The sequence below is a fragment of the Pseudomonas sp. R3-57 genome (genome assembly GCF_051132065.1).
Taxonomy (GTDB): domain Bacteria; phylum Pseudomonadota; class Gammaproteobacteria; order Pseudomonadales; family Pseudomonadaceae; genus Aquipseudomonas.
Genome location: NZ_CP071655.1, coordinates 1857318 through 1879696, shown reverse-complemented (window position 1 = coordinate 1879696; position 22379 = coordinate 1857318). Strand labels below are relative to the sequence as shown.

At 61.9% G+C, this 22379-nt stretch carries 21 protein-coding genes; 8 read left to right on the top strand and 13 right to left on the bottom strand.

What is annotated here, in order from left to right; translation table 11 throughout:
- Positions 1-423 precede the first annotated feature (423 nt).
- A complete protein-coding gene (gene oprI, locus J3P93_RS08585) occupies positions 424-675 on the top strand; it encodes an outer membrane lipoprotei OprI (RefSeq protein ID WP_003183784.1) in 252 nt (83 codons plus the stop codon).
- Positions 676-800: 125 nt separating this feature from the next.
- Here oprI and J3P93_RS08580 read toward each other — a convergent pair whose 3' ends face one another.
- The 3 genes from J3P93_RS08580 to J3P93_RS08570 form a co-directional block, all read right to left on the bottom strand.
- Positions 801-1772, bottom strand: a complete 972-nt coding sequence (locus tag J3P93_RS08580; RefSeq protein ID WP_090284982.1) for a L,D-transpeptidase family protein — start codon at positions 1770-1772, stop codon at positions 801-803.
- Positions 1773-1908: 136 nt separating this feature from the next.
- Positions 1909-2202 (bottom strand): hypothetical protein, encoded by a 294-nt coding sequence (locus tag J3P93_RS08575; RefSeq protein WP_003226812.1) that lies wholly within the window; start codon positions 2200-2202, stop codon positions 1909-1911.
- A 57-nt stretch (positions 2203-2259) separates the two neighbouring features.
- Positions 2260-2865, bottom strand: a complete 606-nt coding sequence (locus tag J3P93_RS08570; protein WP_394507224.1) for an arylesterase — start codon at positions 2863-2865, stop codon at positions 2260-2262.
- 10 nt (positions 2866-2875) lie between these two features.
- Here J3P93_RS08570 and J3P93_RS08565 point away from each other — a divergent pair, with 10 nt between their 5' ends.
- From J3P93_RS08565 to greB, 3 genes are read left to right on the top strand one after another with little or no spacing between them, the layout of a single operon-like run.
- A complete protein-coding gene (locus J3P93_RS08565; protein WP_434596570.1) occupies positions 2876-3559 on the top strand; it encodes an ABC transporter ATP-binding protein in 684 nt (227 codons plus the stop codon).
- Entirely contained in the window at positions 3559-6063 is a 2505-nt protein-coding gene (locus J3P93_RS08560; protein ID WP_434596568.1) for an ABC transporter permease, read from the top strand. Before J3P93_RS08565 ends, J3P93_RS08560 begins: the two co-directional genes overlap by 1 nt.
- 34 nt (positions 6064-6097) lie before the next feature.
- Entirely contained in the window at positions 6098-6595 is a 498-nt protein-coding gene (gene greB, locus J3P93_RS08555; protein WP_434596566.1) for a transcription elongation factor GreB, read from the top strand.
- A 6-nt stretch (positions 6596-6601) separates the two neighbouring features.
- Here the strand turns inward: greB and J3P93_RS08550 are convergent, their stop codons facing one another.
- The 3 genes from J3P93_RS08550 to J3P93_RS08540 all read right to left on the bottom strand — a co-directional run bounded on the left by J3P93_RS08550 (position 6602) and on the right by J3P93_RS08540 (position 9127).
- Positions 6602-6910 carry a class I SAM-dependent methyltransferase gene (locus J3P93_RS08550; RefSeq protein WP_434596565.1) on the bottom strand — a complete coding sequence of 103 codons (309 nt, stop codon included), beginning with the start codon at positions 6908-6910 and terminating at the stop codon, positions 6602-6604.
- Positions 6911-7158: 248 nt separating this feature from the next.
- Positions 7159-7593 (bottom strand): DoxX family protein, encoded by a 435-nt coding sequence (locus J3P93_RS08545; RefSeq protein WP_093099599.1) that lies wholly within the window; start codon positions 7591-7593, stop codon positions 7159-7161.
- 112 nt (positions 7594-7705) lie between these two features.
- Entirely contained in the window at positions 7706-9127 is a 1422-nt protein-coding gene (locus tag J3P93_RS08540) for a transglycosylase SLT domain-containing protein (protein WP_434596563.1), read from the bottom strand.
- 224 nt (positions 9128-9351) lie between these two features.
- Between J3P93_RS08540 and J3P93_RS08535 the strand changes: the two genes are divergently transcribed.
- From J3P93_RS08535 to J3P93_RS08525, 3 genes are all read left to right on the top strand, one after another.
- Positions 9352-10158, top strand: coding sequence for a TatD family hydrolase (locus J3P93_RS08535; protein ID WP_434596562.1), 807 nt, complete (start codon positions 9352-9354; stop codon positions 10156-10158).
- Positions 10159-10373: 215 nt separating this feature from the next.
- Positions 10374-11855 carry a methyl-accepting chemotaxis protein gene (locus J3P93_RS08530; protein ID WP_434596561.1) on the top strand — a complete coding sequence of 494 codons (1482 nt, stop codon included), beginning with the start codon at positions 10374-10376 and terminating at the stop codon, positions 11853-11855.
- A gap of 202 nt (positions 11856-12057) precedes the next feature.
- Complete coding sequence (locus tag J3P93_RS08525) at positions 12058-12423, top strand: Mpo1-like protein (protein WP_007908547.1); 366 nt, start codon at positions 12058-12060, stop codon at positions 12421-12423.
- Position 12424: 1 nt separating this feature from the next.
- Here the strand turns inward: J3P93_RS08525 and J3P93_RS08520 are convergent, their stop codons facing one another.
- The 3 genes from J3P93_RS08520 to J3P93_RS08510 form a co-directional block, all read right to left on the bottom strand.
- The gene (locus J3P93_RS08520; protein WP_434596558.1) at positions 12425-13219 is read right to left on the bottom strand and encodes an acyl-CoA thioesterase; all 795 of its coding nucleotides are present in this window, start codon (positions 13217-13219) and stop codon (positions 12425-12427) included.
- A 230-nt stretch (positions 13220-13449) separates the two neighbouring features.
- Positions 13450-14211 carry a CHAD domain-containing protein gene (locus J3P93_RS08515; RefSeq protein WP_434596556.1) on the bottom strand — a complete coding sequence of 254 codons (762 nt, stop codon included), beginning with the start codon at positions 14209-14211 and terminating at the stop codon, positions 13450-13452.
- A 105-nt stretch (positions 14212-14316) separates the two neighbouring features.
- Positions 14317-14595 carry a hypothetical protein gene (locus tag J3P93_RS08510; RefSeq protein ID WP_434596554.1) on the bottom strand — a complete coding sequence of 93 codons (279 nt, stop codon included), beginning with the start codon at positions 14593-14595 and terminating at the stop codon, positions 14317-14319.
- Between the two features lie 215 nt (positions 14596-14810).
- Between J3P93_RS08510 and J3P93_RS08505 the strand changes: the two genes are divergently transcribed.
- Complete coding sequence (locus J3P93_RS08505; protein WP_332767487.1) at positions 14811-15848, top strand: patatin-like phospholipase family protein; 1038 nt, start codon at positions 14811-14813, stop codon at positions 15846-15848.
- A 148-nt stretch (positions 15849-15996) separates the two neighbouring features.
- Here J3P93_RS08505 and J3P93_RS08500 read toward each other — a convergent pair whose 3' ends face one another.
- From J3P93_RS08500 to kdpB, 4 genes are all read right to left on the bottom strand, one after another.
- Complete coding sequence (locus J3P93_RS08500) at positions 15997-16695, bottom strand: response regulator (protein WP_093099585.1); 699 nt, start codon at positions 16693-16695, stop codon at positions 15997-15999.
- Between the two features lie 48 nt (positions 16696-16743).
- The gene (locus tag J3P93_RS08495; RefSeq protein ID WP_434596553.1) at positions 16744-19395 is read right to left on the bottom strand and encodes a DUF4118 domain-containing protein; all 2652 of its coding nucleotides are present in this window, start codon (positions 19393-19395) and stop codon (positions 16744-16746) included.
- A gap of 124 nt (positions 19396-19519) precedes the next feature.
- Positions 19520-20065 carry a potassium-transporting ATPase subunit KdpC gene (gene kdpC, locus J3P93_RS08490; RefSeq protein WP_434596550.1) on the bottom strand — a complete coding sequence of 182 codons (546 nt, stop codon included), beginning with the start codon at positions 20063-20065 and terminating at the stop codon, positions 19520-19522.
- 247 nt (positions 20066-20312) lie between these two features.
- Positions 20313-22370 (bottom strand): potassium-transporting ATPase subunit KdpB, encoded by a 2058-nt coding sequence (gene kdpB / locus J3P93_RS08485; RefSeq protein WP_434596549.1) that lies wholly within the window; start codon positions 22368-22370, stop codon positions 20313-20315.
- Positions 22371-22379: the final 9 nt, after the last annotated feature.

Below are 22379 nucleotides of genomic sequence, written 5' to 3'. Positions count from 1 at the left end.
GGACAGTCCCCGAAGAAGATCTTCGCGGGCCGCTCAGCTGAACATTGCCGGTTGTTGAGACTTGAGACGTGCAACCTTTTATAAAGTCACCTGAACATCAAAAAGATACGCCAAGCCGCTCACAGAAACGGAACAAAAGTGTGGACGAATTCATTTAGACAGACTTTAGCCGAAGACGTGAAAAGAGCATCACGGGCAGGGAACTTTTCACGATCAAGTCGCTCGGGGCGGGGCTTGTAGCTGGATGTTTTTTATACAGCGCAGTTAAAAGTTGCTCGAAAAAGAATCAACGCCTACAATTTTTTTTGCTTCTTGCGCTACGTCAGTTTACTTACTACAAGTAATGGGTAGTATGTACGCCGGCTATTTCCTCAATCGTGAGGAGACAGCTACTTAATTTGAAAGTCCTTGAAGGGGAACACGATGAACAACGTTCTGAAATTCTCTGCTCTGGCTCTGGCCGCAGTTCTGGCTACCGGTTGCAGCAGCGCATCGAAAGAAACCGAAGCACGTCTGACCGCTACTGAAGACGCAGCTGCTCGCTCCCAGGCTCGTGCAGACGAAGCTTACCGTAAAGCTGATGAAGCTCTGGCTGCTGCTCAAAAAGCACAACAGACTGCTGACGAAGCTAACGAGCGTGCTCTGCGCATGCTGGAAAAAGCTAGCCGCAAGTAATAATCCCTCGGGATTGTTATCGAGCCGGCCCATTTTTTGGGTCGGCTTTTTTGTGCCCGGTGCTTTTGTCGGGCCAATAAAAAACCCGCCGACGCGGTACGCATCGGCGGGTTGCTGAGCAGAGCTTATTGCAGGTCGATCGGCGTGCTGGTAACCATCGGCGCCGGGGCGTTGGTCGGCGTAGCGATCTCCACCGGCAGGCCATCTTCTGCCGCGACTACGTCACGCACCACATCCCAGTCCATGCGCAGGTTGCTGGTGATGTCTTCACGCTTGAGCATCGCGTTGATCACCGCGGTGTGCTTGTCGACCACCGACGGGTTGCCCTTGTCGTCCAGCGGCGTGTGCGCCTCCAGATAGACCTTGCCGCCACTGCGACCGAATTTGTACGGGTCGTTGATGATCCGCACCGACGTGCCGACCGGCACCATGCCAGCCATTTCCAGCACGTTGTTGTTGAACATGCGGAAGCAGCCGTGGCTGGTGCGCATGCCGATACCGAATTTCTTGTTGGAACCGTGGATCAGGTACCCCGGTGTGCCGAGGGTGAACTTGAACGGCCCCAGCGGGTTGTCCGGGCCGGCCGGCACTACGTTCGGCAGCGGATCTCCATCAGCGGCGTGCTCGGCCTTGATCGACGCCGGCGGCGTCCAGGTCGGATTCGGCGTTTTGGCGATGATCGAGGTATGCGCAATCGGCGAGCCCCAGCCTTCACGGCCGATACCCAGCGGGAACGTGTACACCACGTCGCGACCTTTCGGGTAGTAGTAGAGACGGTACTCGGCAAGGTTGATGACGATGCCTTCGCGCGGACCCGGCGGCAGGATGAAACGCGTTGGCAGAACGATCTCGGTGCCGGCGCCCGGCAGCCAGGCGTCGATGCCCGGGTTGGCCGCGACCATTTCCGAATAGCCCAGATCATAGGTGGTGCCCAGATCGGCAAACGTATCTTCGTACTTGGCCTTGATCACCTGCACCTGGCCGACGATATCCTCGCCGGGCGGTGGCAGGGGAAGCTCCAATGCAGCAACGGGACCGGCCACACACAGGGCGGCAAGTGACAGGCAGCGGGTGACGGCAGGAAAGCGCGGCAACATCCGGAAAATCCTTCGCATGATCATCAAGGGTATAAGCGCGCGATTGTACACCGCGGCACGGGAATTCGGGGAGGTGGCGCCGCTATAGGCGACAGGGTGCGTTCAGGTGGGAGCGAGCCTGCTCGCTCCCACAGGGTCAGAGCTCGAAACGCAGCTCCGGCCAGATCGGCGAGGTGCCGCGCTTCTGCGATTCGAGAATGGCCCGGCACAGCGAACACAGGCGCTGATCCTGAAACACCCGGCGATCCACGCTCGACCAGCGCGGTTGCGCCGGCAGCAGACTACCGCACAAGGTGCGATCGGCCGAACCGCCGAGCTCGAGCTGACGGGTCACCAGATGCACCCGCACTTCCTGGCAGGCGAACAGATCCAGCTGTTCGTCTGGCTCGATCAGTTGGTAGGCGAACAGGGACCAGGCAGGACGCGGCATCGGGGCCTCCGAATAAGGGGGCGCCACATTAGCCGAAAGCCTGCCGCTAGAAAAGCCTCATAACAGCGGTTTTAGCGTCGGCCAGACATTTTCCAGCAACTTGCCTTGGGCCCCGGCTGCCGGGTGCAGACCGTCGGCCTGCATCAGGTCCGGATGGCCGCCGACGCCTTCGAGGAAAAACGGTACCAGCGGAATGTTTTTCTCCTCGGCGAGCTTGCCGTAGACCTCGGCAAACGCATCGGTGTAACGCTTGCCGTAATTGGGCGGCAATTGCATGCCGAGCAACAGTACCTTGGCGCCCACCTGGCGCGAGCTGTCGATCATCGAGGCAAGATTTTGTTGCAATTGTGTTGGCGGCATTCCGCGCAGGCCGTCGTTACCACCCAGCTCGAGGATCACCAGCTCCGGCTTATGCTCTGCAAGCAGCGCCGGCAGCCGCGCCTGGCCTCCCGCGCTGGTGTCGCCGCTGATGGAGGCATTGACCACTTTGTCGTCGAAACCCTCCTGTTTGAGCCGTTGTTCGAGCAACGACACCCACCCCAGGCGGGTATCCAGTCCGAAACCGGCGCTGATACTATCGCCAACGATCAGGACCGTACCCGCCGCTGCGTTCTGGGCCATGCACATCAAGGCCAGGCCAGCACTCAAAAACCACACTCGCATCGGATTCTCCATGGGCGCAAGCATTCTCACCGCGAAGGACCTCAGTAAAGTGGTTGCCAGCGCGGAAGGTGAACTGACTATCCTGCACGAACTCAGCCTGGAACTGAACAAGGGCGACAGCCTGGCCATCGTCGGCGCCTCAGGTTCGGGCAAATCCACCCTCCTCGGCCTGCTTGCCGGTCTCGATCTGCCGAGCAGCGGCGAAGTGGTGCTCGCCGGACAAGGCCTGAGCAATCTCGACGAAGATCAGCGCGCGCGCATTCGTGCCGAACACGTCGGTTTCGTCTTCCAGTCGTTTCAATTGCTCGACAGCCTCAATGCCCTGGAAAACGTCATGCTGCCGCTGGAGCTCGACGGCCGCAAAGATGCCCGTGAGCGCGCGACGCAATTGCTCGAGCGTGTTGGTCTCGGCCAGCGCCTGACGCACTCGCCGCGCCAGCTCTCTGGTGGCGAGCAGCAACGCGTCGCCATCGCCCGCGCCTTCGCCGCTGAACCCGACGTGCTGTTCGCCGACGAACCGACCGGCAATCTCGACAGCCATACCGGCGAGCGCATCAGCGATTTGCTGTTCGATCTGAACAAGGAGCGCGGCACGACTCTGGTGCTGGTGACCCACGACGAACGCCTGGCCCATCGTTGCCGGCGCCTGATCCGTCTTGAAGCCGGGCGACTGGTCGCCCCTCTGGAGCCTTGATGGTGCGCCTGCCGCTGTTGCGTCTGTGCAGTCTCGCGATTCGCCAACTGTTGCGCGATGCCCGCGCCGGCGAGTTGCGCGTGTTGTTTTTTGCGCTGGTGGTGGCCGTCGCGGCAAGTACCGCCATCGGTTACTTCGGCGCCCGCCTGAATGGCGCCATGACCCTGCGCGCCACCGAATTTCTTGGCGCCGATCTGGTGCTGGAGGGCAGCTCACCGGCACGCGAAGAACAGATCAGGAGCGGCACTGAACTGCGCCTGCAGCATGCGCAAGTGGTGGAATTCTCCAGTGTTGTCGCGACCGACAATGGCATTCAGTTGTCGAGCATCAAGGCCGTCGACCGCGCCTATCCATTGCGCGGCGAACTGAAAAGCGCGGCCGTCCCCTTCGCCCCCGAAGAAGTAGGCGGCGAACCGCAACCCGGCGAAGCCTGGGTCGAGGCTCGTCTGCTGACCGCACTGGATCTGAAAATCGGCGACAGCATCGACGTCGGTATGAAATCCCTGAAGCTGGCGCGGGTGCTGACTTACGAGCCGGATCGCGCCGGCAACTTCTACAGCCTGACGCCGCGAGTGATGATCAATCTCGACGACCTCGCCGCCACCGGTGTCGTGCAACCCGGCAGCCGGGTCAGTTACCGCGAACTGTGGCGCGGTGAACCGCAGGCGCTGGAAACCTACCGGCAACTGATCAAACCCGGGCTCGCCGCCAATCAGCGGATTCAGGACGCGCGCGACGGCAACCGACAGATCGGCGGCGCTTTGGGCAAAGCCGAGCGTTATCTGAACATGGCCAGTCTGGTCGCGGTGTTGCTGGCCGGGGTCGCAGTGGCGCTGTCGGCCAATCGTTTCGCCAGTCGCCGTTTCGACGCCAGCGCGCTGCTGCGCTGTCTCGGCCTGTCGCGGCGGGAAACCATGCTGTTGTTCAGTATTCAACTGACTGTCCTTGGCCTGCTCGCCGCCCTCAGCGGTGCGCTGTTGGGCTGGCTGGCGCAACTGGGTCTGTTCGCATTGCTGCATGATTTGCTGCCGACCGATGTGCCACCGGGCGGGCTGTTTCCGGCGCTTGCCGGGATCGGCACCGGGCTGGTGGCATTGGCCGGGTTTGCCTTGCCGCCGCTGGCTGCACTGGGTCGCGTGCCGCCGCTGCGGGTGTTGCGACGTGACATGCTGCCGATTCCATCGAGCACCTGGATGGTCTACGGCGCTGCGTTGGGCGCGCTGGGCCTGATCATGTGGCGACTGAGCCTGGATCTGTTGCTGACGTTCGCCCTGCTCGGCGGCGGTGTGGTGGCGGCACTGGTCCTGGGTGGCTTGCTGTTGCTGCTGCTGCAAAGCTTGCGGCGCATGCTCGCCCGTGCCTCATTGCCGTGGCGCCTGGGCTTGGGACAACTGCTGCGCCATCCGCTGGCAGCGGCGGGTCAGTCACTGGCATTCGGTCTGATTCTGCTGTCGATGGCCCTGATCGCCCTGCTGCGCGGCGAATTGCTCGACACCTGGCAGAACCAGCTGCCGAAAAACGCGCCGAACTATTTCGCGCTGAATATCCTCCCGGGCGACAAACAAGCCTTTACCGATCACCTGATCAAAGTCTCCGCGCAAGCCGCACCACTCTATCCGGTCGTGCCGGGACGCCTGATCAGCATCAACGGCGAAGCGGTGCAGCAAATCGTCAGCAAGGATTCGGCGGGTGATCGCGCGATTCAACGGGATTTGAGCCTGACCTGGGCGGCGGACCTGCCGGCCGGCAACAAGCTCACCGCCGGTGAATGGTGGAAGGATCAGCCCGGCGACGACGTACCGGGTGTTTCGGTCGAAGGCAAAGTCGCCGAAAGCCTCAAGCTCAAACTCGGCGATCACATGGTGTTCAGCGTCGGCGGGGTCAACCGTGAAGCGCGAGTGACCAGCCTGCGCGAGATCAACTGGGACAACTTCCAGCCGAACTTCTTCATGATCTTCCAGCCCGGCACCTTGAAGGATCTGCCGGCGACGTACCTGACCAGTTTCTATCTGGCGCCGGGTCATGATCAGCAGATCGTCGAACTGTCGCGGACCTTCCCGGCGGTAACGATTCTTCAGGTCGAGGCATTGCTCGAGCAACTGCGCAGCATCCTCGCCCAGGTCACTCTGGCGGTGGAGTACGTGTTGTTGTTCGTCCTGGCGGCGGGGATGGCGGTGCTGTTTTCCGGTTTGCAGGCGACGCTGGATGAACGCATTCGCCAGGGTGCGCTATTGCGTGCATTGGGGGCCGAGCGGCAACTGCTGATCAAGGCAAGGCGTATCGAATTCGGCCTGCTCGGTGCGGTGAGCGGTTTGCTCGCGGCCATCGGTTCGGAAGTGGTGAGCCTGGTGTTGTATCGCTTTGCCTTTGACCTGCCGTGGCATCCGCATCCGTGGTTGCTGGTGTTGCCATTGATCGGTGCGGTTCTGATCGGCGGAGCCGGTGTGTTCGGTACTCGTCGCGCGCTGAACGCAAGCCCGCTGACAGTGTTGCGCGAGGGTTGATAGACTCCGGCGGTCTCTCTCACAAGAAGTTGCCATGAGCCGTTATCGCCCTCCCCGCACCGCCGGCACTGCGCTGATCACCCCAGAAGGTGAAGCGCGGATGCGCGCCGAATTCCATGAGTTGTGGCATGTGCGCCGCCCCCAAGTGACACAAACGGTCAGTGAGGCGGCGGCGCAAGGCGATCGGTCGGAAAACGCCGAATACACCTACGGCAAGAAGATGCTCCGCGAGATTGACAGTCGCGTGCGCTTTCTCACCAAGCGCCTGGAAGCGCTGAAAGTCGTCAGTGAAAAACCCAGCGATCCGAACAAGGTCTACTTCGGCGCCTGGGTGACCATCGAAGACGAAGACGGCAAACAATCGCGCTACCGCATCGTCGGCCCGGATGAGCTGGATCTGAAACTCGGCCTGATCAGCATCGATTCGCCGCTGGCCCGCGCCTTGATCGGCAAGGCGCTGGACGCGGAAGTCCGGGTACAGACGCCGACCGGCGAGCAGCTGGTTTACATCGTCGAGATTGAATATCCGTAAAGCGCTTCAGCGCCGGGTGATCAGGCCCTGCCGCGCTACGCGGGTCAGTTGTTTGATCATTTCCGGCGCTTCATCCGCGCTCGGCGCCTGAATCACTGCCAGATCGAAACTGTCACTGGCAAACCGCGACAGCGATTCGCCGTCGTCGACAAACTGGATCAGGAATGCAGCAGGACCGCCGCTGCGACGTGGCCAGCCATCCAGATAACGCAACAGCGTCGGCTGATGTTTGCCGCCAAGCAGAATTTTTGGATTGCGCTGGGTGATGTGCGCCGTGATCGGTGCGGGACGTGCTGGAGGGCGTAGTGCATTCATCGTGTCGTGTCTCTGCCTCAAAAGTCTGCATGGCAGGTGAGAGGCAACACCGAACCAGCGCTTTAGCGGTATTTCGAAGCCCTGTTCCGGCTTCTGACGGCAACTGTCTGAGTCACCTGGCGCCCCGCAAGTAGCTGTTTAAATCGGCGCATGGGCAACATCCTAGATAACGTGACCGACCAGTGTCAACAATCGCCCGCAACAAAAAAGGCCCGCACAATGCGGGCCTTTGCCTTGAGATAGAGCGCTCAACCGGCGATGGCGCGATCCGCCGAGAGTTTGCCGGCGCCTTCGATCAGCACCGCGATGCTGCCGGCCAGCAAGGCCAGGGCGAACTCGTAACCGTTGTTGGCCATGAACAGACCGTTGCCGATGTGCACCGAGAAGATCGCGACCAGCGAAAGGAACGCCAGACCCAGCGCCGCCGGACGGGTCAGCAGGCCAATGATCAGCGCCAGACCGGCGAAGAATTCGGTACCGCCAGCCAGTGTCGCCATCAGGTAGCCCGGAGTCAGCCCGATGCTTTCCATCCACTGCGCGGTACCTGCCAGACCGTAGCCACCGAACAGACCGAACAGCTTCTGCGAACCGTGGGCGGCGAAGATCACGCCGACAACGATGCGCAGGACAGTCAGGCCGTAGCCAGCGCGGGTAAACAGTACTTTGTTGATCAGAGAGCTCATGGGGCGTTCCTTGTTGTTGCGAGAGGTGGTATGTGTTGGTTGGCCGCTATATTAATCAATAAATTCCATGTTAAAAGCGCAAAAAATCCGCCATACCAATCGATTTATTAGATTATTTTCTTGAGACGACTTTTTGCGAGCCGGGCTCCAACGACTCCCGTTCCCGGTCGTACGCCAAGTAGTACTTGTTCACGCTATTAACATAGCTGACGGCGCCCATTCCTACTTGCTCCATGGCAATGCGCTCGACTTGAAAGAACCATTGATTAGGGTTGAGCCCGCGGCGCCGGGCTTCGGCGCGCATGCCCTGCACGCGCTCGGGGCCGATGTTGTAAGCCGCGAGCGTGAAGGCCATGCGCTCACGCTCGTTGAGCTTGGGGCTGCTGAAGAACTTGCGGCGGATCATGGCCAGGTACTTGGCCCCGGCCTGCACATTGGCATCGAGATTCTGGATATTGCTGACGCCGACGCGCTGGGCTGCCGACGGCGTGATCTGCATCAGGCCGGTCGGGCCGCTGCCGCTGCGGGCATTGGGTTGCAGACGCGATTCCTTGAACGCCAGCGCCGCCAGATTGAGCCAGTCCATGTTCTGCGCCTGGGCATGTTTCTGCAGGGTCGGGCGCAGTTTTTCCAGACGCTGGCGGTCGGCCTTGGCCAACGGATAGTGGACTTGGTACAGGCGTCGATAGATGCGCAGAAATGCGGCGTCTTCGTTCGACGGTTTCTTGTAGCCGCTCAGAAAACGATCGATGCTGGCGCGCAACATCGAGGCATCCCGGCGCACGAACCAGTGTTCCTCGCCCGGCTCGCTGATGACCAGCTGCCGATCCAGACGCAGCTTGGGCAGGATCTTGCCCCAGCGCTCGGCAATCGGTTGCTCGACGATGGTCAGGTGAAAAATCCCGCCCTGGACCATTTCCAGCACGTCTTCCACGGCGAGCGTCGGATCGACCCATTCGATGTTGATCGGCGCGAGTTTGTGCAGCGCCAGTTTCTGATTGAGCTGACTGACCGCCTCCCCCGCCGCGCTGCCGGTGGGCAACGCCAGGGTCTTGCCGGAGAGCTGTTCGACCTTGGTGTAGCGCCGCTGGCCCTTGATCCCGACCAGTACCAACGGCACGTCGCGGGCGATCGGCTCGCTGCTGGAAACCGAATAGCCACCCGGCAAGTCCATCAATTCACCGGGTGCGACCATGTCGCCTTCGCCACGCTGCAAGGCACCGAGCAACTGGTCCTTGGCCTTGGGAATGATCTTGAGGGTGACTTCCTGACCGTCGCGGGCATGGCCGTTAAGATATTGTTCGAAGGCGCGCAGGCGATGGTATTCGACGCCGATGGCCTGGCCTTGAACCTCACCGGAGCTGTTGCGGCTCTGATTGACCAGCACCCGCAGGACACGGCTGCTGCGGATCTCGGACAGGTCACGGACCTTGGCCGCCGGCACGGCTTGAAGCGGCCCGGGCAGGCGCGCAAGCGCCGTCAGCGGCAGCAGCAGCGAGGCGCACAACAGCAGCAAAATCGAGGGACGATGCATCCACTCTCCGAAAAGAATACGGGGTGATTTCTTTTGAAATCACCGACGAAAACAGAGCGCCTGGAGCGCTGGTAAAGTGCGAGAGACTGGCACAGTGATGGCATTGCCGCCACCCTGGAACTCTCGCGGCCTCAACAGACAGCCATAAGTCGTTGTAGTTCTTGGCTTTTCTTATGAATCTACAGCTCTGGTATGCTTTCCGGCCTTCGGCCCGAGGTAGCACCATGCAACTCATCGATATCGGCGTCAACCTGACCAACCCCAGTTTCGCCGACAAACACGCGGCGGTGCTTGAGCGCGCCTACGCAGCCGGCGTCTGCCAACTGGTGCTGACCGGCACCAGCGTCGAAGGCAGCGAACAGGCGCTGGAGCTGTGTCAGCAACTGGATGCCAGCGGCCAGCGGCTGTTCGCTACCGCCGGCATTCACCCGCATTCGGCCAGCGACTGGAACGCCGACAGCGCGCGACGCCTGCGCAGCCTGCTCAACGAAACCAATGTGGTCGCGGTGGGTGAATGCGGGCTGGATTTCAACCGTGATTTCTCGCCGCGTCCGCAGCAGGAAAAGGTCCTCGAAGAGCACTTGGCGCTGGCCGTCGAACTGCAAATGCCGGTGTTCCTGCATGAGCGTGATGCCAGCCAGCGTCTGCTCGATATCCTCAAGGATTTTCGCGATCATCTGCCCGCTGCCGTGGTGCATTGCTTCACCGGCGAGCAGAAAGCTTTGTTCAGTTACCTCGACCTCGACCTGCACATTGGCATTACCGGCTGGATCTGCGACGAGCGCCGCGGCACGCACTTGCATCCGCTGGTGAAAGAGATCAAACGCGGGCGCTTGATGCTGGAAAGCGATGCGCCTTATCTGCTGCCACGCACGTTGCGGCCGAAGCCGAAAAACGGCCGCAATGAACCGGCCTATCTGACTGAAGTGCTGCGCGAAGTGGCGCTGCACCGCGGTGAGAGCGAAGAGGATCTGGCGGCGCATACCACCGCGTGTGCACGGGCGTTTTTCAACCTGCTCACCCTTCCCTGACACACCGCTATCCCCATGTAGGAGTGAGCCTGCTCGCGATAGCGGTGGGTCAGTCAACAAATTTTTTGCCTGATATTCCGCTATCGCGAGCAGGCTCACTCCTACATAAAAGCGGGACCGCGCCGTCTGTTGATTCATATCAAGGTCTCGCGCCTGCGTAGCGGCATAATAATGGCACCTTGCCAAAACTGTTTCCGCTATCAGAGAAGACCTCCATGGGTGCCTGGCTTAGCAATATCTCGCTGAAATACAAATTCTGGGCGGTCAATGCGGTCGCCTTTGTCACTACTCTGCTGCTGGTGCTGTACGCCGTGCAGCTTGAGCAGCAGGCGCGCAGCCACGCGGCGCAGACGTCCGCGCAGGCCCAGGCGCAGTTACTCAAGGCCTGGCCGTCGGGCCAGCCGCTGCCCAAAGTAGAGCATGTGCTGACCTTTAAACACGGCGAAGCACCGCGGCTCAACGGTCAGCCGCTGCTGGAAATCACCGGCAGCAATGGCTGGAACGAGATCAATGCCCTGCCCTTGTTCGGCAAGAACCCGTTGCTGGGCGCCGAGGTGTTCAGTCGTGCCGACGGCGAACAGGTTGCGGTGGTCGCCTACGGGCCGAGCCTGAGCCAGGTGTTCAGCGTGCGTTTTGCCCATTACGCGGTGGCGGTGTTCATCCTGATGCTGGCAATGCTCGGCGCTTCGCAATTGCTGATCCGCTTTTTGCTCAGCCAGCTCAACACTCTCAAAGACGTCATGCTGCATGTCGAGCAAAGCGGCGATCTCAGCGCGCGGGTGCCGCTGGCTGGCAAAGATGAAGTCGGGCAAATGGCCAATGCGTTCAACGCCATGCAGGCCGGTTATCAACGTGTGGTCAGCACCGTCGCCAATACGGCGCGGCAACTGGATGTCGGCGCAGCGCGGCTGGCGTCGAGCATGAACGAGGTGCGTCACGGCATGCTCGGCCAGCAGAGCGAAACCGATCAGGCGGCCACCGCGATCAATGAAATGACCACCACGGTTCACCACATCGCCCAGCACGCTGGCGCTACCCGCGACCTGTCGAAGACCGCCGATGGCCTCGCCGGCAGCGGTCAGCAAGTGGTCGCCCGGGTGCAGCATTCGATCGCCGGTTTATCCAGCGGCGTGCAGCAGACCGCGCAAATGATTCAACGCCTCGCCGAAGACAGCCAGAAGATCAACGGCGTGGTCAGCGTGATTCACAGCATCGCCGAACAGACCAATCTGCTCGCCCTCAACGCAGCCATCGAAGCCGCGCGCGCCGGTGAGATGGGCCGGGGTTTTGCGGTGGTCGCCGACGAGGTGCGCAACCTCGCCAAACGGGTGCAGACCTCGACTGACGAGATCACCACCATGGTTTCCGCATTACAGGCCGGCACCCGCGATGCGGTGGATTTCATGCAGGAAAGTTCGTACAAGGCTGACGATTGCGTGCAGCAGGCGCAGGAGGCTGGCGAGGCGCTGGCGGACATCACCGGGGCGGTGGCGCAGATGCGCGAGAGCAACACGCAGATCGCCGTGGCGGCGGAACAGCAGAGCCAGGTTGCCGAGGAAATGAACCGCGCGGTGGTGAGCATTCGTGATGTGACCGAAAACACCGTGCAGCAAACGGTGGATTCGGCGACCACCAGTAATGAGTTGGCGACGTTGGCCGGGGAACTCAACAAGGTGATCGGTCAGTTGAAACTCTGATGGCCCTATCGCGAGCAGGCTCACTCCTACAGGAGAACGCATTCCAAATGTAGAGTGAGCCTGCTCGCGATGGCGGCATATCGGTCAACATCGAAAAGGGTCATTGCCGCTATCATTGCAATAGCCAACCTTGATTCGCCGCCCGGCACGCCCGGGCCTATTCTTCAACCATGAGTTCAAACATGGATCGAGGAGTAGCAACATGGGCAAACGTCACCCCAACCTTCCCGCGTGGCAATGGCGCGCCTACCCGGGCAATCATCAGCATCCGACCAATCTGGTGCTGCATCTGATTGCCGTGCCGCTGTTCATCGTGGCGTTTCTGTTGATCGTATCCGGGGTGTTCAGCCTGAGTCTGGCGAGCGTGGCCATCGGCGTGATCGGGATTGTCGCGGCGCTGGGTCTGCAGCGCCACGGACACAGCCTGGAGGCGCAAGCCTCCGAGCCGTTCAGTGATCGCAAAGATGCGGTATCGCGTTTGCTGGTCGAGCAGTTTCTGACCTTTCCGAGATTCTTTTTAAGTGGCGGCTGGTGGCGCGCCTGGCGTGAGCGCCACCGTCGGCATTGACTCAGGCGAAGATCGTCACGGTTTGCCGACTCATGGCAATCAACTCGCCTTTCGCGCTCCACAGCTTGGCGGCGACATGGCCATAACCGTCGGCGGCGTATTCGATATCGGCCAGGTACTGGCACCAGTCCAGCGTGCTCAAATCGTGTAACGGCTGCACGAATTCGATGGTCCAGGTCAGCGTGCTGCCCGGTGCAGGTTTCTTCAGATACGGCAACAGCGCCGGCGGCCAGGCATCGACCAGAGCCAGCAGATGCGCCTCGTTGACTGGCTCCTCTTTGACATCCCCACGCAAACGTACCCAACCGCCCATCAAGCGCGACGCAATGCCGGTGAACGGCATGCCGCCGACGCTCCAGCGCATCGCCAGATGCCGCATGAATTCCGGCGTTACGCCTTTGATGTATGGCAACTCCTGGCATTCGTCCCAGTGTTTCATCGACGGCGCCGGATACGCTTCGACCGTTACCTGCGAAGGCCGCGAGGCACCGAAGCTGCCTTGCACGATCGTCACCACCTGACCGTTCTGCAACGCGCGGCCCAACACCTGGCTGACGGCTTTGCCTTCACGCAACACTTCGACTTCGAAGCTCACCGGCACGCCCGGCTCGACCGGGCCGACAAAAGTGATTGCCAGCGAACGCACCGGGCGCTCCGCCGGCACTTTGCCGCGCATCGCTTCATATTGCAGCGCAGCCACCAGGCCGCCAAAACTGGCTCGGCCCTGGCCCCATTCGGCAGGAATTGTCACTTCAGGTTGTTGGCGGACAGCATCGAGCAGATCGCAAAAGCGCATGGCAACCTCGGCAAGCGGAAAAGGGATGCGCGGATCTTAACCAGACCCGCCGCGCGCCGCAGCGTCTATTCCGGTCAAATGGGCTGACAGAAAGGCCTAGGCGCGTTTCAGGCCACTGCAAAAACCTTGTGGGAGCCAGCCTGCTGGCGATGGCGGTGTGTCAGGCAGAACAACGTCGGCATGCAACCGCCATCGCCAGCAGGCTGGCTCCCACAGGGAATGCAGTTGTTTCAGGAAGACTTGAAGCAGTCGGCATCGAGCTTTTCCAGCACTTGATCAGCCTTCAGCTCTGCCTTGATCAGACCTGCCTGCCAAGCGGCGACACACGGTTGCAGATCGGCTTCCAGCTCGGCCTTCGCCAGCCACTGCCAGCAATCATGCCAGTCACCCAGCGCACCCTGCGCCGACTTCAAGCGCTTGTAAGCCGTAGCGGGCAAACGATCCAGTTCGGGATAGGCCTCGATCCCGTAGCGCACGCGCTTGATCAACAGGCGCAGGCGGTGGCGATCATGGGCAGGATCGTGCAGCGCTTCGTCGAGTTTCTGCCATTGCTTGCCCAGGCGTTTTTCGATGCGTTTATCCAGGCCTTTGAGCAGGCCCTGATGCTGAGAAGCGCGCAGGAAACGCGGAAAGGCATCGAGGATCATCATCAACGACGCCACTTCGTTGCTCGCCGCCAACGCTGGATAGGCCTCGGCCATCTGCGCCATGCGGCGCTCGGCGGCTTGCGGCTGATCATGTTTGAGCAGATACGCCGCCAGCACTTCGCGATCGCGCCACGGCGTGGTCAGTTCACCGACGGCAGACGCGGCGCCTTCAAGCTGTTCGACACCCGGCAAGCCACGCAGCGGTCGTAACAGACTGCGCAAGCGTCGCACGGTGGTACGCAAATCGTGCAGCGCCTCGGGATCGGTTCTCGCCGTCATGCGCGCCTGACAGGCCAGCAATCGCACTTCCAGACTCAGGATATGAGCCACCAACCGGTCAATCATGGGGGTCTACTCCGTAGACAGCTGCAAGCTCTTAGCTACAAGCTGCAGGCTGAGCGCGTCCGCCTTTAGCTTGCGGCTTGCCGCTTGAAACTTGCAGCTGCTGTTTTAACGTCCTGCGCGGGATTCGCGGATGTAGAAGCGCGCTTTCTCGGCTTTCTTGCTGCAGCCTTCAAAGCCTTCGAATTGCTGTTGAGTCTTGGCCGCGGTCAGCAGCGACAAGGCTTTGGAGTAGCTGACGGTGCCGGCAAAGCCTTCGGCCTTGGCCAGATCCAGCTCGTGCCAGGCGGCGTCGAGCTGGCTGCCACAGCTGTCGCGGTAAGCGGTTTTACCGGCGCAACCGGCCAATGCCAGCGCCAACATCGGCACACAGATCCAGGCTTTCATCACTCACACCTCAAAGTAGGTCAACAATCGTGCAGGTAAGACGGTCAGGCGGCGAAAAAGTGCCTTGCCGGCGCATGAAACAAGCGGCTGAAGGATAGCGCCGAAGCGCGTTGCCAGCTCAAAAAAACGACGTCAGCGCCGCGCTCAGCGACCTCGACGATTGAGCCAGCCCGGCGATCAGTGCATTGTGCAATGCTTGCCGGGGAGGAAGCTGGATGAAAAAACGAGTCGCACTGGTGTTGGGTTCCGGTGGCGCCCGGGGCTATGCCCATATCGGCGTCATCGAAGAAATCGAGAAACGCGGTTACGAAATCGCCTGCATCGCCGGGTGTTCGATGGGTGCGGTGGTCGGTGGGATCTACGCCGCCGGTAAACTCGATGAATACCGCAACTGGATCGAGCGCCTCGACTACCTCGATGTGCTGCGGCTGGTCGACGTGAGCTTTCGCCTCGGCGCGATTCGCGGCGAAAAGGTCTTCGGGCAGATCCGCAAGATCGTCGGCGAGATCAATATCGAAGATTTGCGCATCCCCTACACCGCCGTCGCCGCCGACCTGACCAACCAACAGGAAATCTGGTTTCAGGAAGGCTGCCTGCATCAGGCAATGCGCGCCTCGGCGGCAATTCCCAGTCTGTTCACGCCAGTGATGCAAGGCAATCGCATGCTGGTCGACGGCGGCATTCTCAATCCGTTGCCGATCGTGCCGGTGGTGTCGAGCCACTGTGACCTGATCATTGCGGTCAATCTCAACGCGACCAACCAGCGCCAATACAAACTGCCGATCATTGAACGCCCGCCAGCGTTCCGCTCGCGTTTCGACAGCTTGATCAACTCGTTGGGCTCGAAGCTGCCGTTCCGCCGCAAACAGGCCGAGCAACTTTTGAAGCTCGAACAGGAAGCGCTGCGCGCCGAAGCGGCCGCCATCAATCCCTGGCTCGAAGGCGCCGAACCGGAAAGCCAGCAACCGGCCGCCGCGCCCGAGCGTGAAGGCGCGCCGAAATCTGCGACGGGTTCGTTCATCATCGACAACGTCGGGCCGGCCTCGCTGCTCGATCTGATCAACCAGAGTTTCGAGGTGATGCAGACCTCGCTGGCGCAGTACAAGATCGCCGGGTACCCGCCGGATATCCTGATCAACGTGCCGAAGCGCGTGTGCCGGTTTTTCGAGTTCTACAAGGCGCCGGAACTGATCGCGCTGGGGCGAGAGATTGCCAGCGATACACTGGATCGGTATGAGCAGGAGCAGGGTTGATTACCTGAAGCTGTGGGTGAATGTTCCGGCCTCATCGCGGGCAAGCCCGCTCCCACAGGGTTCTCGGCGGGAAATGAAATCTGGGTCATACATAGCTCATTGTGGGAGCGGGCTTGCCCGCGATGGCGCCCGACCCTACAACACAAAACTACAACCCATCAGCACTCAACAACCGATACCCAACCCCCGCCTCGGTCACGATAAACCGCGGCCGCGTCGGATCATCCGCCAGTTTCTGACGCAGATGCCCGACCACGATCCGCAGGTAGTGGCTGTCCTCGGTATGCGTCGGCCCCCAGATGTCCTTGAGCAATTGCTGCTGGGTGATCACCCGCCCCGGATGCCGCGCCAGTTGCGCCAGCACCGCGTATTCCTTGCGGGTCAGCGCCACTTCGACGCCGTCGAGCAGCACTCGCCGATAGGCCAGATCCACGGTCAACGGGCCGAAGCTCAACGCGGCCTGCTGCGCCTCTCCCGCCGGTGCCTGACGCAACAAGGCGCGAACGCGGGCAAGGAACTCCTGAATGCCGAACGGCTTGGTCACGTAGTCATTGGCGCCGCCATCCAGCGCCTCGACTTTCTGCCCTTCGCTAGCGCGCACCGATAGCACCAGCACCGGCGCCGTGGCCCATTCGCGAAACTCGCGCAGCACTTGCTGGCCGTCCATGTCCGGCAGGCCGAGGTCGAGCACCAGCAGGTCGGGTTTGTTCAGCGCCGCCTGGGCCAGGCCTTCGGCACCGGTGCCGGCCTCAAGGACTTTGTAGCCTTGAGACGCCAGGCTGATGCGCAGGAACTTGCGGATCTGCGGCTCGTCATCGATGACCAAAATGGTCGCGGTCTGGCTCATGAATTCACATCAACAGAAAAGAGTGGCAAGAGAGTAGCGCAGTCGGATTCAGGCTTCACCGTCCATCCCCGGCTGCGTCTGCAACGGCAAATGCAAAGTGATGCAAGTACCGCGGCCATCAATACCGTCGGCAACGCTGATGCGCCCACCGTGCGCACCGACCATGCCCTGACAGATCGCGAGCCCCAGACCCGTACCCTGACCGCCGCGATCGCCGCGGGCGGCGGTGTAGAACATGTCGAAAATCTTCGCCCGCTCGTCCTCGGGAATCCCCGGCCCCTCGTCGCTGACCGAGAAAAAAATCTCCTGATCATCCGCACCCGCGTTGAGTTGCAAGCGGCCGTGAACGGGTGAGAAGCGTGCGGCGTTTTCCAGCACGTTGACCAGCGCCTGCTCGATCAGCGCGGCGTGCACATACAGCAGCGGCAACTCGGCCGGCACCTCGGTGCTGACCTGCAACGGCGCGAGCACCGCACGCAGACGGTTGAGCGAACTGCCGACGATGTCTGCCGGCGACACCCAGTCGCGCGCCAGTTTCAATGCGCCGTGGCCGAGCCGGGTCATGTCGAGCAGGTTCTGGATGTAGCGGTCGAGGCGTTCGGCCTCATCGCGGGTGCCTTCGAGCAGCTCGCGACGGTCCTCCAGCGGGATCGCTTCGCCGAGCGCCAGCAGGCTGTCGATGCTGCCACGCATGGCGGTCAGCGGCGTGCGCAGGTCATGGGACACCGAGGCCAGCAAGGCACTGCGCAATTGCTCGGTTTCGCCGTGCAGGCGCGCCGCTTCCAGATCGTCCGCCAACTGCGCGCGCGCCAGTGCCTGCGCCAGCGGCTGACTCAACGCAGTGAGCAGGCGACGGCGCTGGCCACTCAGGGTCTGGCCTTCTTTTGCGCAGACGCCAAGCAGCGCCAACGGTCCGTCCTCAACCGACAGCGGCCACCACCACCAACGCCCGAACGGCAGCGTGCCGGTGCCCATGCCCGCCGGTTGATCGTGCTGCCACGCCCAATCGGCGGCGGCGCGCTCGGCCTCGGTGAATTGCAGCGGGCCGCCAGTCTCGATTTTCCAGCCGCCCTGCCCGTCGCGATTGAGCAGGCACAGTTGCAGATCGCTCCAGCCGTTGAGGTGCTGCGCCGCAGCGCTGACCACGGCCTGTCGATCGGTGGCGGCGGTGAGTTTGCGCGACAGGTCGAGCAGTTCGCTGGTTTCCTCCTGGGTATCGCGCAAGGCCTGCAACTGTCGGCGCTGACGCGCTGCGAGGTTACCGGTGAGCGCTGCCATCAGCAGGAAAAACAGCAAGGTCAGGACGTCTTCTTCACGCTGGATGCTGAAAGAAAAATTCGGCGGAATAAACAAGAAATCGTAAGTCAGAAACGACAGCGCCGCACACGCCAGCGCCGGACCGAGACTGCTGCGCACCGCCACCAGCAACACCGCCGCAAGAAACACCAGCGAGATGTTCGGCAGCGGCAATACGCTCGACACCGCCCACGCCAGCGCCGTCGCCAATAGCGTCGCAACCAGCGCCAATGCGTAGTCGAACCACACCAGCGTCAGTGGATTATGCGGACGCGGTTGCTGCGGTTGTTCATCGCTGTCGAGGACGTTGATCTCCAAGCCATGGGCCTGACGCAACAGCCGCGCAGCGAGTCCCCCGCCCAACAAGCGTCGACGCAGACGCGGCCGCGACTGGCCGACCAGCACCAGACTGGCGCGACGTTCGGCGGCGTGCTGGATCAGGGTTTTCGCCACTTCCCCGGCACGCAACAACACCACTTCGCCGCCGAGGCGTTCTGCCAGTTGCTGGGCACTTTGCAGACGCAGGCGCGATTGCTCGTCACGCACGCTGCCGTTGTCGACATGCACCAGACTCCACGGCAAATGCCGACGCTGAGCGACGCGACTGGCGTGGCGCACCAGACGCTCAGCCTGCGCATCGCCATCGACGCCGACCAGCAAACGTCCGCGCACCGCCGGTGCGGCCTGACCGAGCTGGCGATAACCCTGCGCCAGATCGTTATCGACCTGCGCAGCGGCGGTTTGCATCGCCAGTTCGCGTAATGCGGTGAGGTTGGTCTGGGTGAAAAATGCATCGATTGCCGCGCGCGCCTGTTCCGGCACATAGACCTTGCCTTCGCGCAGGCGCTCGAGCAATTCACGCGGTGGCAGGTCGATCAGCAAGAGTTCGAAGGCTTCCTGCAGCACCCAGTCCGGCAGGGTTTCGCGCACCTGCACACCGGTTATTCCGCGTACCTGATCGTTGAGGCTTTCCAGATGCTGGACGTTGACCGTGGTGAACACGTCGATGCCGGCGGCGAGCAGTTCCTGAATGTCCTGCCAGCGCTTGGCGTGACGGCTGCCGGGGGCGTTGCTGTGCGCCAGCTCGTCGACCAGCACCAGCTTCGGTCGCGCCGCGAGAATGCCGTCGAGGTCCATTTCTTCGAGCATCACGCCACGGTATTCCGAGCGCAGCAGCGGTTGCTGCGGCAGGCCGCCGAGCAACGCTTCGGTTTCGGTGCGGCCGTGGGTTTCGATCACCCCGGCAAGGACTTTCACGCCTTGGCGAAGTTGGCTGTGGGCGGCCTGGAGCATGGCGTAGGTCTTGCCGACACCGGGCGCGGCGCCGAGGAATACCTTCAGCCGGCCACGGCCGTCACGGGGCAGGTCTGCTAACAGCGCGTCGGCGCGGCCGGAGTCGCTCATGCGGGGTCTCTTCTGATAGTGATGCGGTGACGGTGATACCGCCATCGCCAGCAGGCTGGCTCCCACAGGGGATTGTGGCCTCCTGTGGGAGCTAGCCTTGCTAGCGATTGGCGGCGCCGCTGATTCAGAGTTTTTGCAGCGCCATGTTCAGCGCCAGCACATTCACCACCGGTGGCCCCACCAGCGGCTGTTCGATGTGCGCATCGAGCAGTTGCTGCACGGTCGACACCGGCAGATTGCGCGCTTGCGCGACACGCGCCAGTTGATAGGCAATTGCCGCCGGTGGCAAGTGCGGATCGAGGCCGCTGGCCGAGGTGGTCAGTAACGCCAGCGGCACCGGGCCCTGACCGGGAACCTGCATTTTGTGGGCGTCGTCGATCACCCGTGTGGCGAGCGTCGGGTTGCTCGGGGCGAGGTTGCTGGCGCTGCTGGAAACGGTGGCGAAGGCGCCGGCAGATGGTCGTGGGTGGAACCATGCATCACCGCTGAAATCCTGGGCGATCAGTGAGGAGCCGCGGACTTTACCGTCGGCGTCACGGACCAGACTGCCGTTGGCTTGCTCGGGGAAGGCCACCTGGGCGATGCCGGTGACCACCAGTGGATAGGCGATGCCGGTGACCAGGGTCATCAGCACCAACAGGCTCAGGGCCGGACGTAGCATTGTGGACATTTGTTGATCCTCGAATTCGGTTGGGCAAACTTTTGTGAAGTGCCAGGGAGATCTTTTCCCCCCTCACCCCAGCCCTCTCCCCCAAGGGGGCGAGGGGGGAAAGGGAGCCGATCTTCATACTCTTCAAAACCTGAGTTCGACTCGGTATCTCAAGTCGGCGTACCTCTCGCAAACATCTCGGTCAGTCCCCTCTCCCTCTGGGAGAGGGTTAGGCGGGCGGCGTTCCGATGAGGGGCTCTTTTCGGCCTCACACCAAGTGCAACGCCGTGAGCAGCATGTCGATCGCCTTGATCCCCACAAACGGCACCAGAATCCCGCCCACGCCATAGATCAGCAGATTGCGCCGCAGCAACGCCGCCGCACTCGCCGCCTGCACCCGCACGCCGCGCAGTGCCAGCGGAATCAACACCACAATGATCAAAGCATTGAAGACGATCGCCGACAGAATCGCGCTCTGCGGACTGGTCAGATGCATGATGTTCAGCACGCCCAGTTGCGGATAGATCGCGGCGAACAGCGCCGGCAGGATGGCGAAGTATTTGGCCACGTCGTTGGCGATGGAGAAGGTCGTCAGCGCGCCGCGGGTCACCAGCAATTCCTTGCCGATCTGCACCACATCGAGCAGCTTGGTCGGGTCGCTGTCGAGGTCGACCATGTTCGCCGCTTCGCGTGCCGCTTGCGTGCCGTCGTTCATCGCCATGCCGACGTCAGCCTGGGCCAGCGCTGGCGCGTCGTTGGCCCCGTCGCCGCACATCGCGACCAGGCGACCGTCGTTCTGCTCGTGACGAATGCGCGCGAGTTTCTTCTCCGGTGTGGCTTCGGCAAGCACGTCATCGACGCCCGCTTCTGCGGCAATCGCCGCAGCGGTCAGCGGGTTGTCGCCGGTGACCATCACCGTGCGAATCCCCAGTTTGCGCAATTCGGCAAAGCGCTCGCGAATGCCCGGTTTGACCACGTCCTTGAGATGAATCGCACCGAGCAGTTTGCCGTCGGCGCAGACCAGCAACGGCGTGCCACCGCTCTGGGCGATCTTGTCGATTTCCCGCGATAGCGCAGGGGCCAGATCGGCGCGTTGCTGGCCGAGGAAGGTCAGCAACGAGTCCACCGCGCCCTTGCGATACACGCGGCCTTGATAATCGATACCCGACAAACGGGTTTCCGCGCTGAATGGCACCACCGTCAGGACTTCCAGCGCCGGCTCAGGCTGCGGATGCAGACCGCGCAGGTACTCGACGATGGATTTGCCTTCCGCAGTTTCGTCGCCGAGCGAAGCGAACAACGCGCCCTCGGCCAGATCACGCGCCGACACACCCGGCGCGGCGTACACGGCGCTGCAACGGCGGTTGCCGAAAGTGATGGTGCCGGTCTTGTCGAGCAGCAGTACATGCACATCGCCCGCCGCTTCCACCGCGCGACCGGATTTGGCGATCACGTTGAGGCGCACCAGCCGGTCCATCCCGGCAATGCCGATGGCCGAGAGCAGTCCGCCGATTGTGGTCGGAATCAGCGTGACCAATAAGGCCACCAAAAACACCAGCGGCAGGCTGCCGTTGGCGAAGTGGGCGAACGGTTGCAGGGTGACCACCACCAAAAGGAAGATCAGGGTCAGGCCGATCAGGAGGATATCCAGCGCGACTTCGTTGGGAGTCTTCTGGCGTTTCGCGCCCTCGACCAGCGCGATCATGCGATCGAGGGTCGATTCACCGGGGTTGGCGGTGATCCGCACCAGCAACCAGTCGGACACCAGTCGTGTGTTGCCGGTGACCGCCGAGCGATCACCACCGGACTCACGGATCACCGGCGCCGATTCACCGGTGATCGCCGCTTCATTGACCGCCGCGATACCTTCAATCACTTCGCCGTCGCCGGGGATCATTTCCCCCGCTTCGACACGCACCACGTCACCCTTGCGTAGATTGGCTGCAGGCACCACCTGGAAGCTGCCATTGGCCTGCCGGCGCCGGGCGCTGAGGCCTTCGCTGCCAGCCTTGAGGCTGTCGGCGCGGGCCTTGCCGCGCCCTTCGGCCAAGGCTTCGGCGAAGTTGGCAAACAGCACGGTGAACCACAGCCACAGGGCGATTTGTGCAGCCACCAAGGTCGACACATTGGCATCGGGGATGAAGCACAGAACCGTGGTGAAAATCGCGGTCAGTTCGACCACCAGCATCACCGGCGAACGCTTCAGTTGCCGTGGGTCAAGCTTGACGAACGCTTGCACCAGCGCCGGGCGCCACAGCGCCGAGATTGCGGTTTTCGCTTGTTCCGGCGCTTTGGCAGCGACGGGTTTTATTGCGGGCATATTCATCGTCAGCTC

What these genes read in the sequence shown, in the direction of transcription:
- oprI (WP_003183784.1), top strand. Translation starts at nt 424, where the DNA reads ATGAACAACGTTCTGAAATTCTCTGCTCTGGCTCTGGCCGCAGTTCTG.
- J3P93_RS08580 (WP_090284982.1), bottom strand. Translation starts at nt 1,772, where the DNA reads ATGTTGCCGCGCTTTCCTGCCGTCACCCGCTGCCTGTCACTTGCCGCC.
- J3P93_RS08575 (WP_003226812.1), bottom strand. Translation starts at nt 2,202, where the DNA reads ATGCCGCGTCCTGCCTGGTCCCTGTTCGCCTACCAACTGATCGAGCCA.
- J3P93_RS08570 (WP_394507224.1), bottom strand. Translation starts at nt 2,865, where the DNA reads ATGCGAGTGTGGTTTTTGAGTGCTGGCCTGGCCTTGATGTGCATGGCC.
- J3P93_RS08565 (WP_434596570.1), top strand. Translation starts at nt 2,876, where the DNA reads ATGGGCGCAAGCATTCTCACCGCGAAGGACCTCAGTAAAGTGGTTGCC.
- J3P93_RS08560 (WP_434596568.1), top strand. Translation starts at nt 3,559, where the DNA reads ATGGTGCGCCTGCCGCTGTTGCGTCTGTGCAGTCTCGCGATTCGCCAA.
- greB (WP_434596566.1), top strand. Translation starts at nt 6,098, where the DNA reads ATGAGCCGTTATCGCCCTCCCCGCACCGCCGGCACTGCGCTGATCACC.
- J3P93_RS08550 (WP_434596565.1), bottom strand. Translation starts at nt 6,910, where the DNA reads ATGAATGCACTACGCCCTCCAGCACGTCCCGCACCGATCACGGCGCAC.
- J3P93_RS08545 (WP_093099599.1), bottom strand. Translation starts at nt 7,593, where the DNA reads ATGAGCTCTCTGATCAACAAAGTACTGTTTACCCGCGCTGGCTACGGC.
- J3P93_RS08540 (WP_434596563.1), bottom strand. Translation starts at nt 9,127, where the DNA reads ATGCATCGTCCCTCGATTTTGCTGCTGTTGTGCGCCTCGCTGCTGCTG.
- J3P93_RS08535 (WP_434596562.1), top strand. Translation starts at nt 9,352, where the DNA reads ATGCAACTCATCGATATCGGCGTCAACCTGACCAACCCCAGTTTCGCC.
- J3P93_RS08530 (WP_434596561.1), top strand. Translation starts at nt 10,374, where the DNA reads ATGGGTGCCTGGCTTAGCAATATCTCGCTGAAATACAAATTCTGGGCG.
- J3P93_RS08525 (WP_007908547.1), top strand. Translation starts at nt 12,058, where the DNA reads ATGGGCAAACGTCACCCCAACCTTCCCGCGTGGCAATGGCGCGCCTAC.
- J3P93_RS08520 (WP_434596558.1), bottom strand. Translation starts at nt 13,219, where the DNA reads ATGCGCTTTTGCGATCTGCTCGATGCTGTCCGCCAACAACCTGAAGTG.
- J3P93_RS08515 (WP_434596556.1), bottom strand. Translation starts at nt 14,211, where the DNA reads ATGATTGACCGGTTGGTGGCTCATATCCTGAGTCTGGAAGTGCGATTG.
- J3P93_RS08510 (WP_434596554.1), bottom strand. Translation starts at nt 14,595, where the DNA reads ATGAAAGCCTGGATCTGTGTGCCGATGTTGGCGCTGGCATTGGCCGGT.
- J3P93_RS08505 (WP_332767487.1), top strand. Translation starts at nt 14,811, where the DNA reads ATGAAAAAACGAGTCGCACTGGTGTTGGGTTCCGGTGGCGCCCGGGGC.
- J3P93_RS08500 (WP_093099585.1), bottom strand. Translation starts at nt 16,695, where the DNA reads ATGAGCCAGACCGCGACCATTTTGGTCATCGATGACGAGCCGCAGATC.
- J3P93_RS08495 (WP_434596553.1), bottom strand. Translation starts at nt 19,395, where the DNA reads ATGAGCGACTCCGGCCGCGCCGACGCGCTGTTAGCAGACCTGCCCCGT.
- kdpC (WP_434596550.1), bottom strand. Translation starts at nt 20,065, where the DNA reads ATGTCCACAATGCTACGTCCGGCCCTGAGCCTGTTGGTGCTGATGACC.
- kdpB (WP_434596549.1), bottom strand. Translation starts at nt 22,370, where the DNA reads ATGAATATGCCCGCAATAAAACCCGTCGCTGCCAAAGCGCCGGAACAA.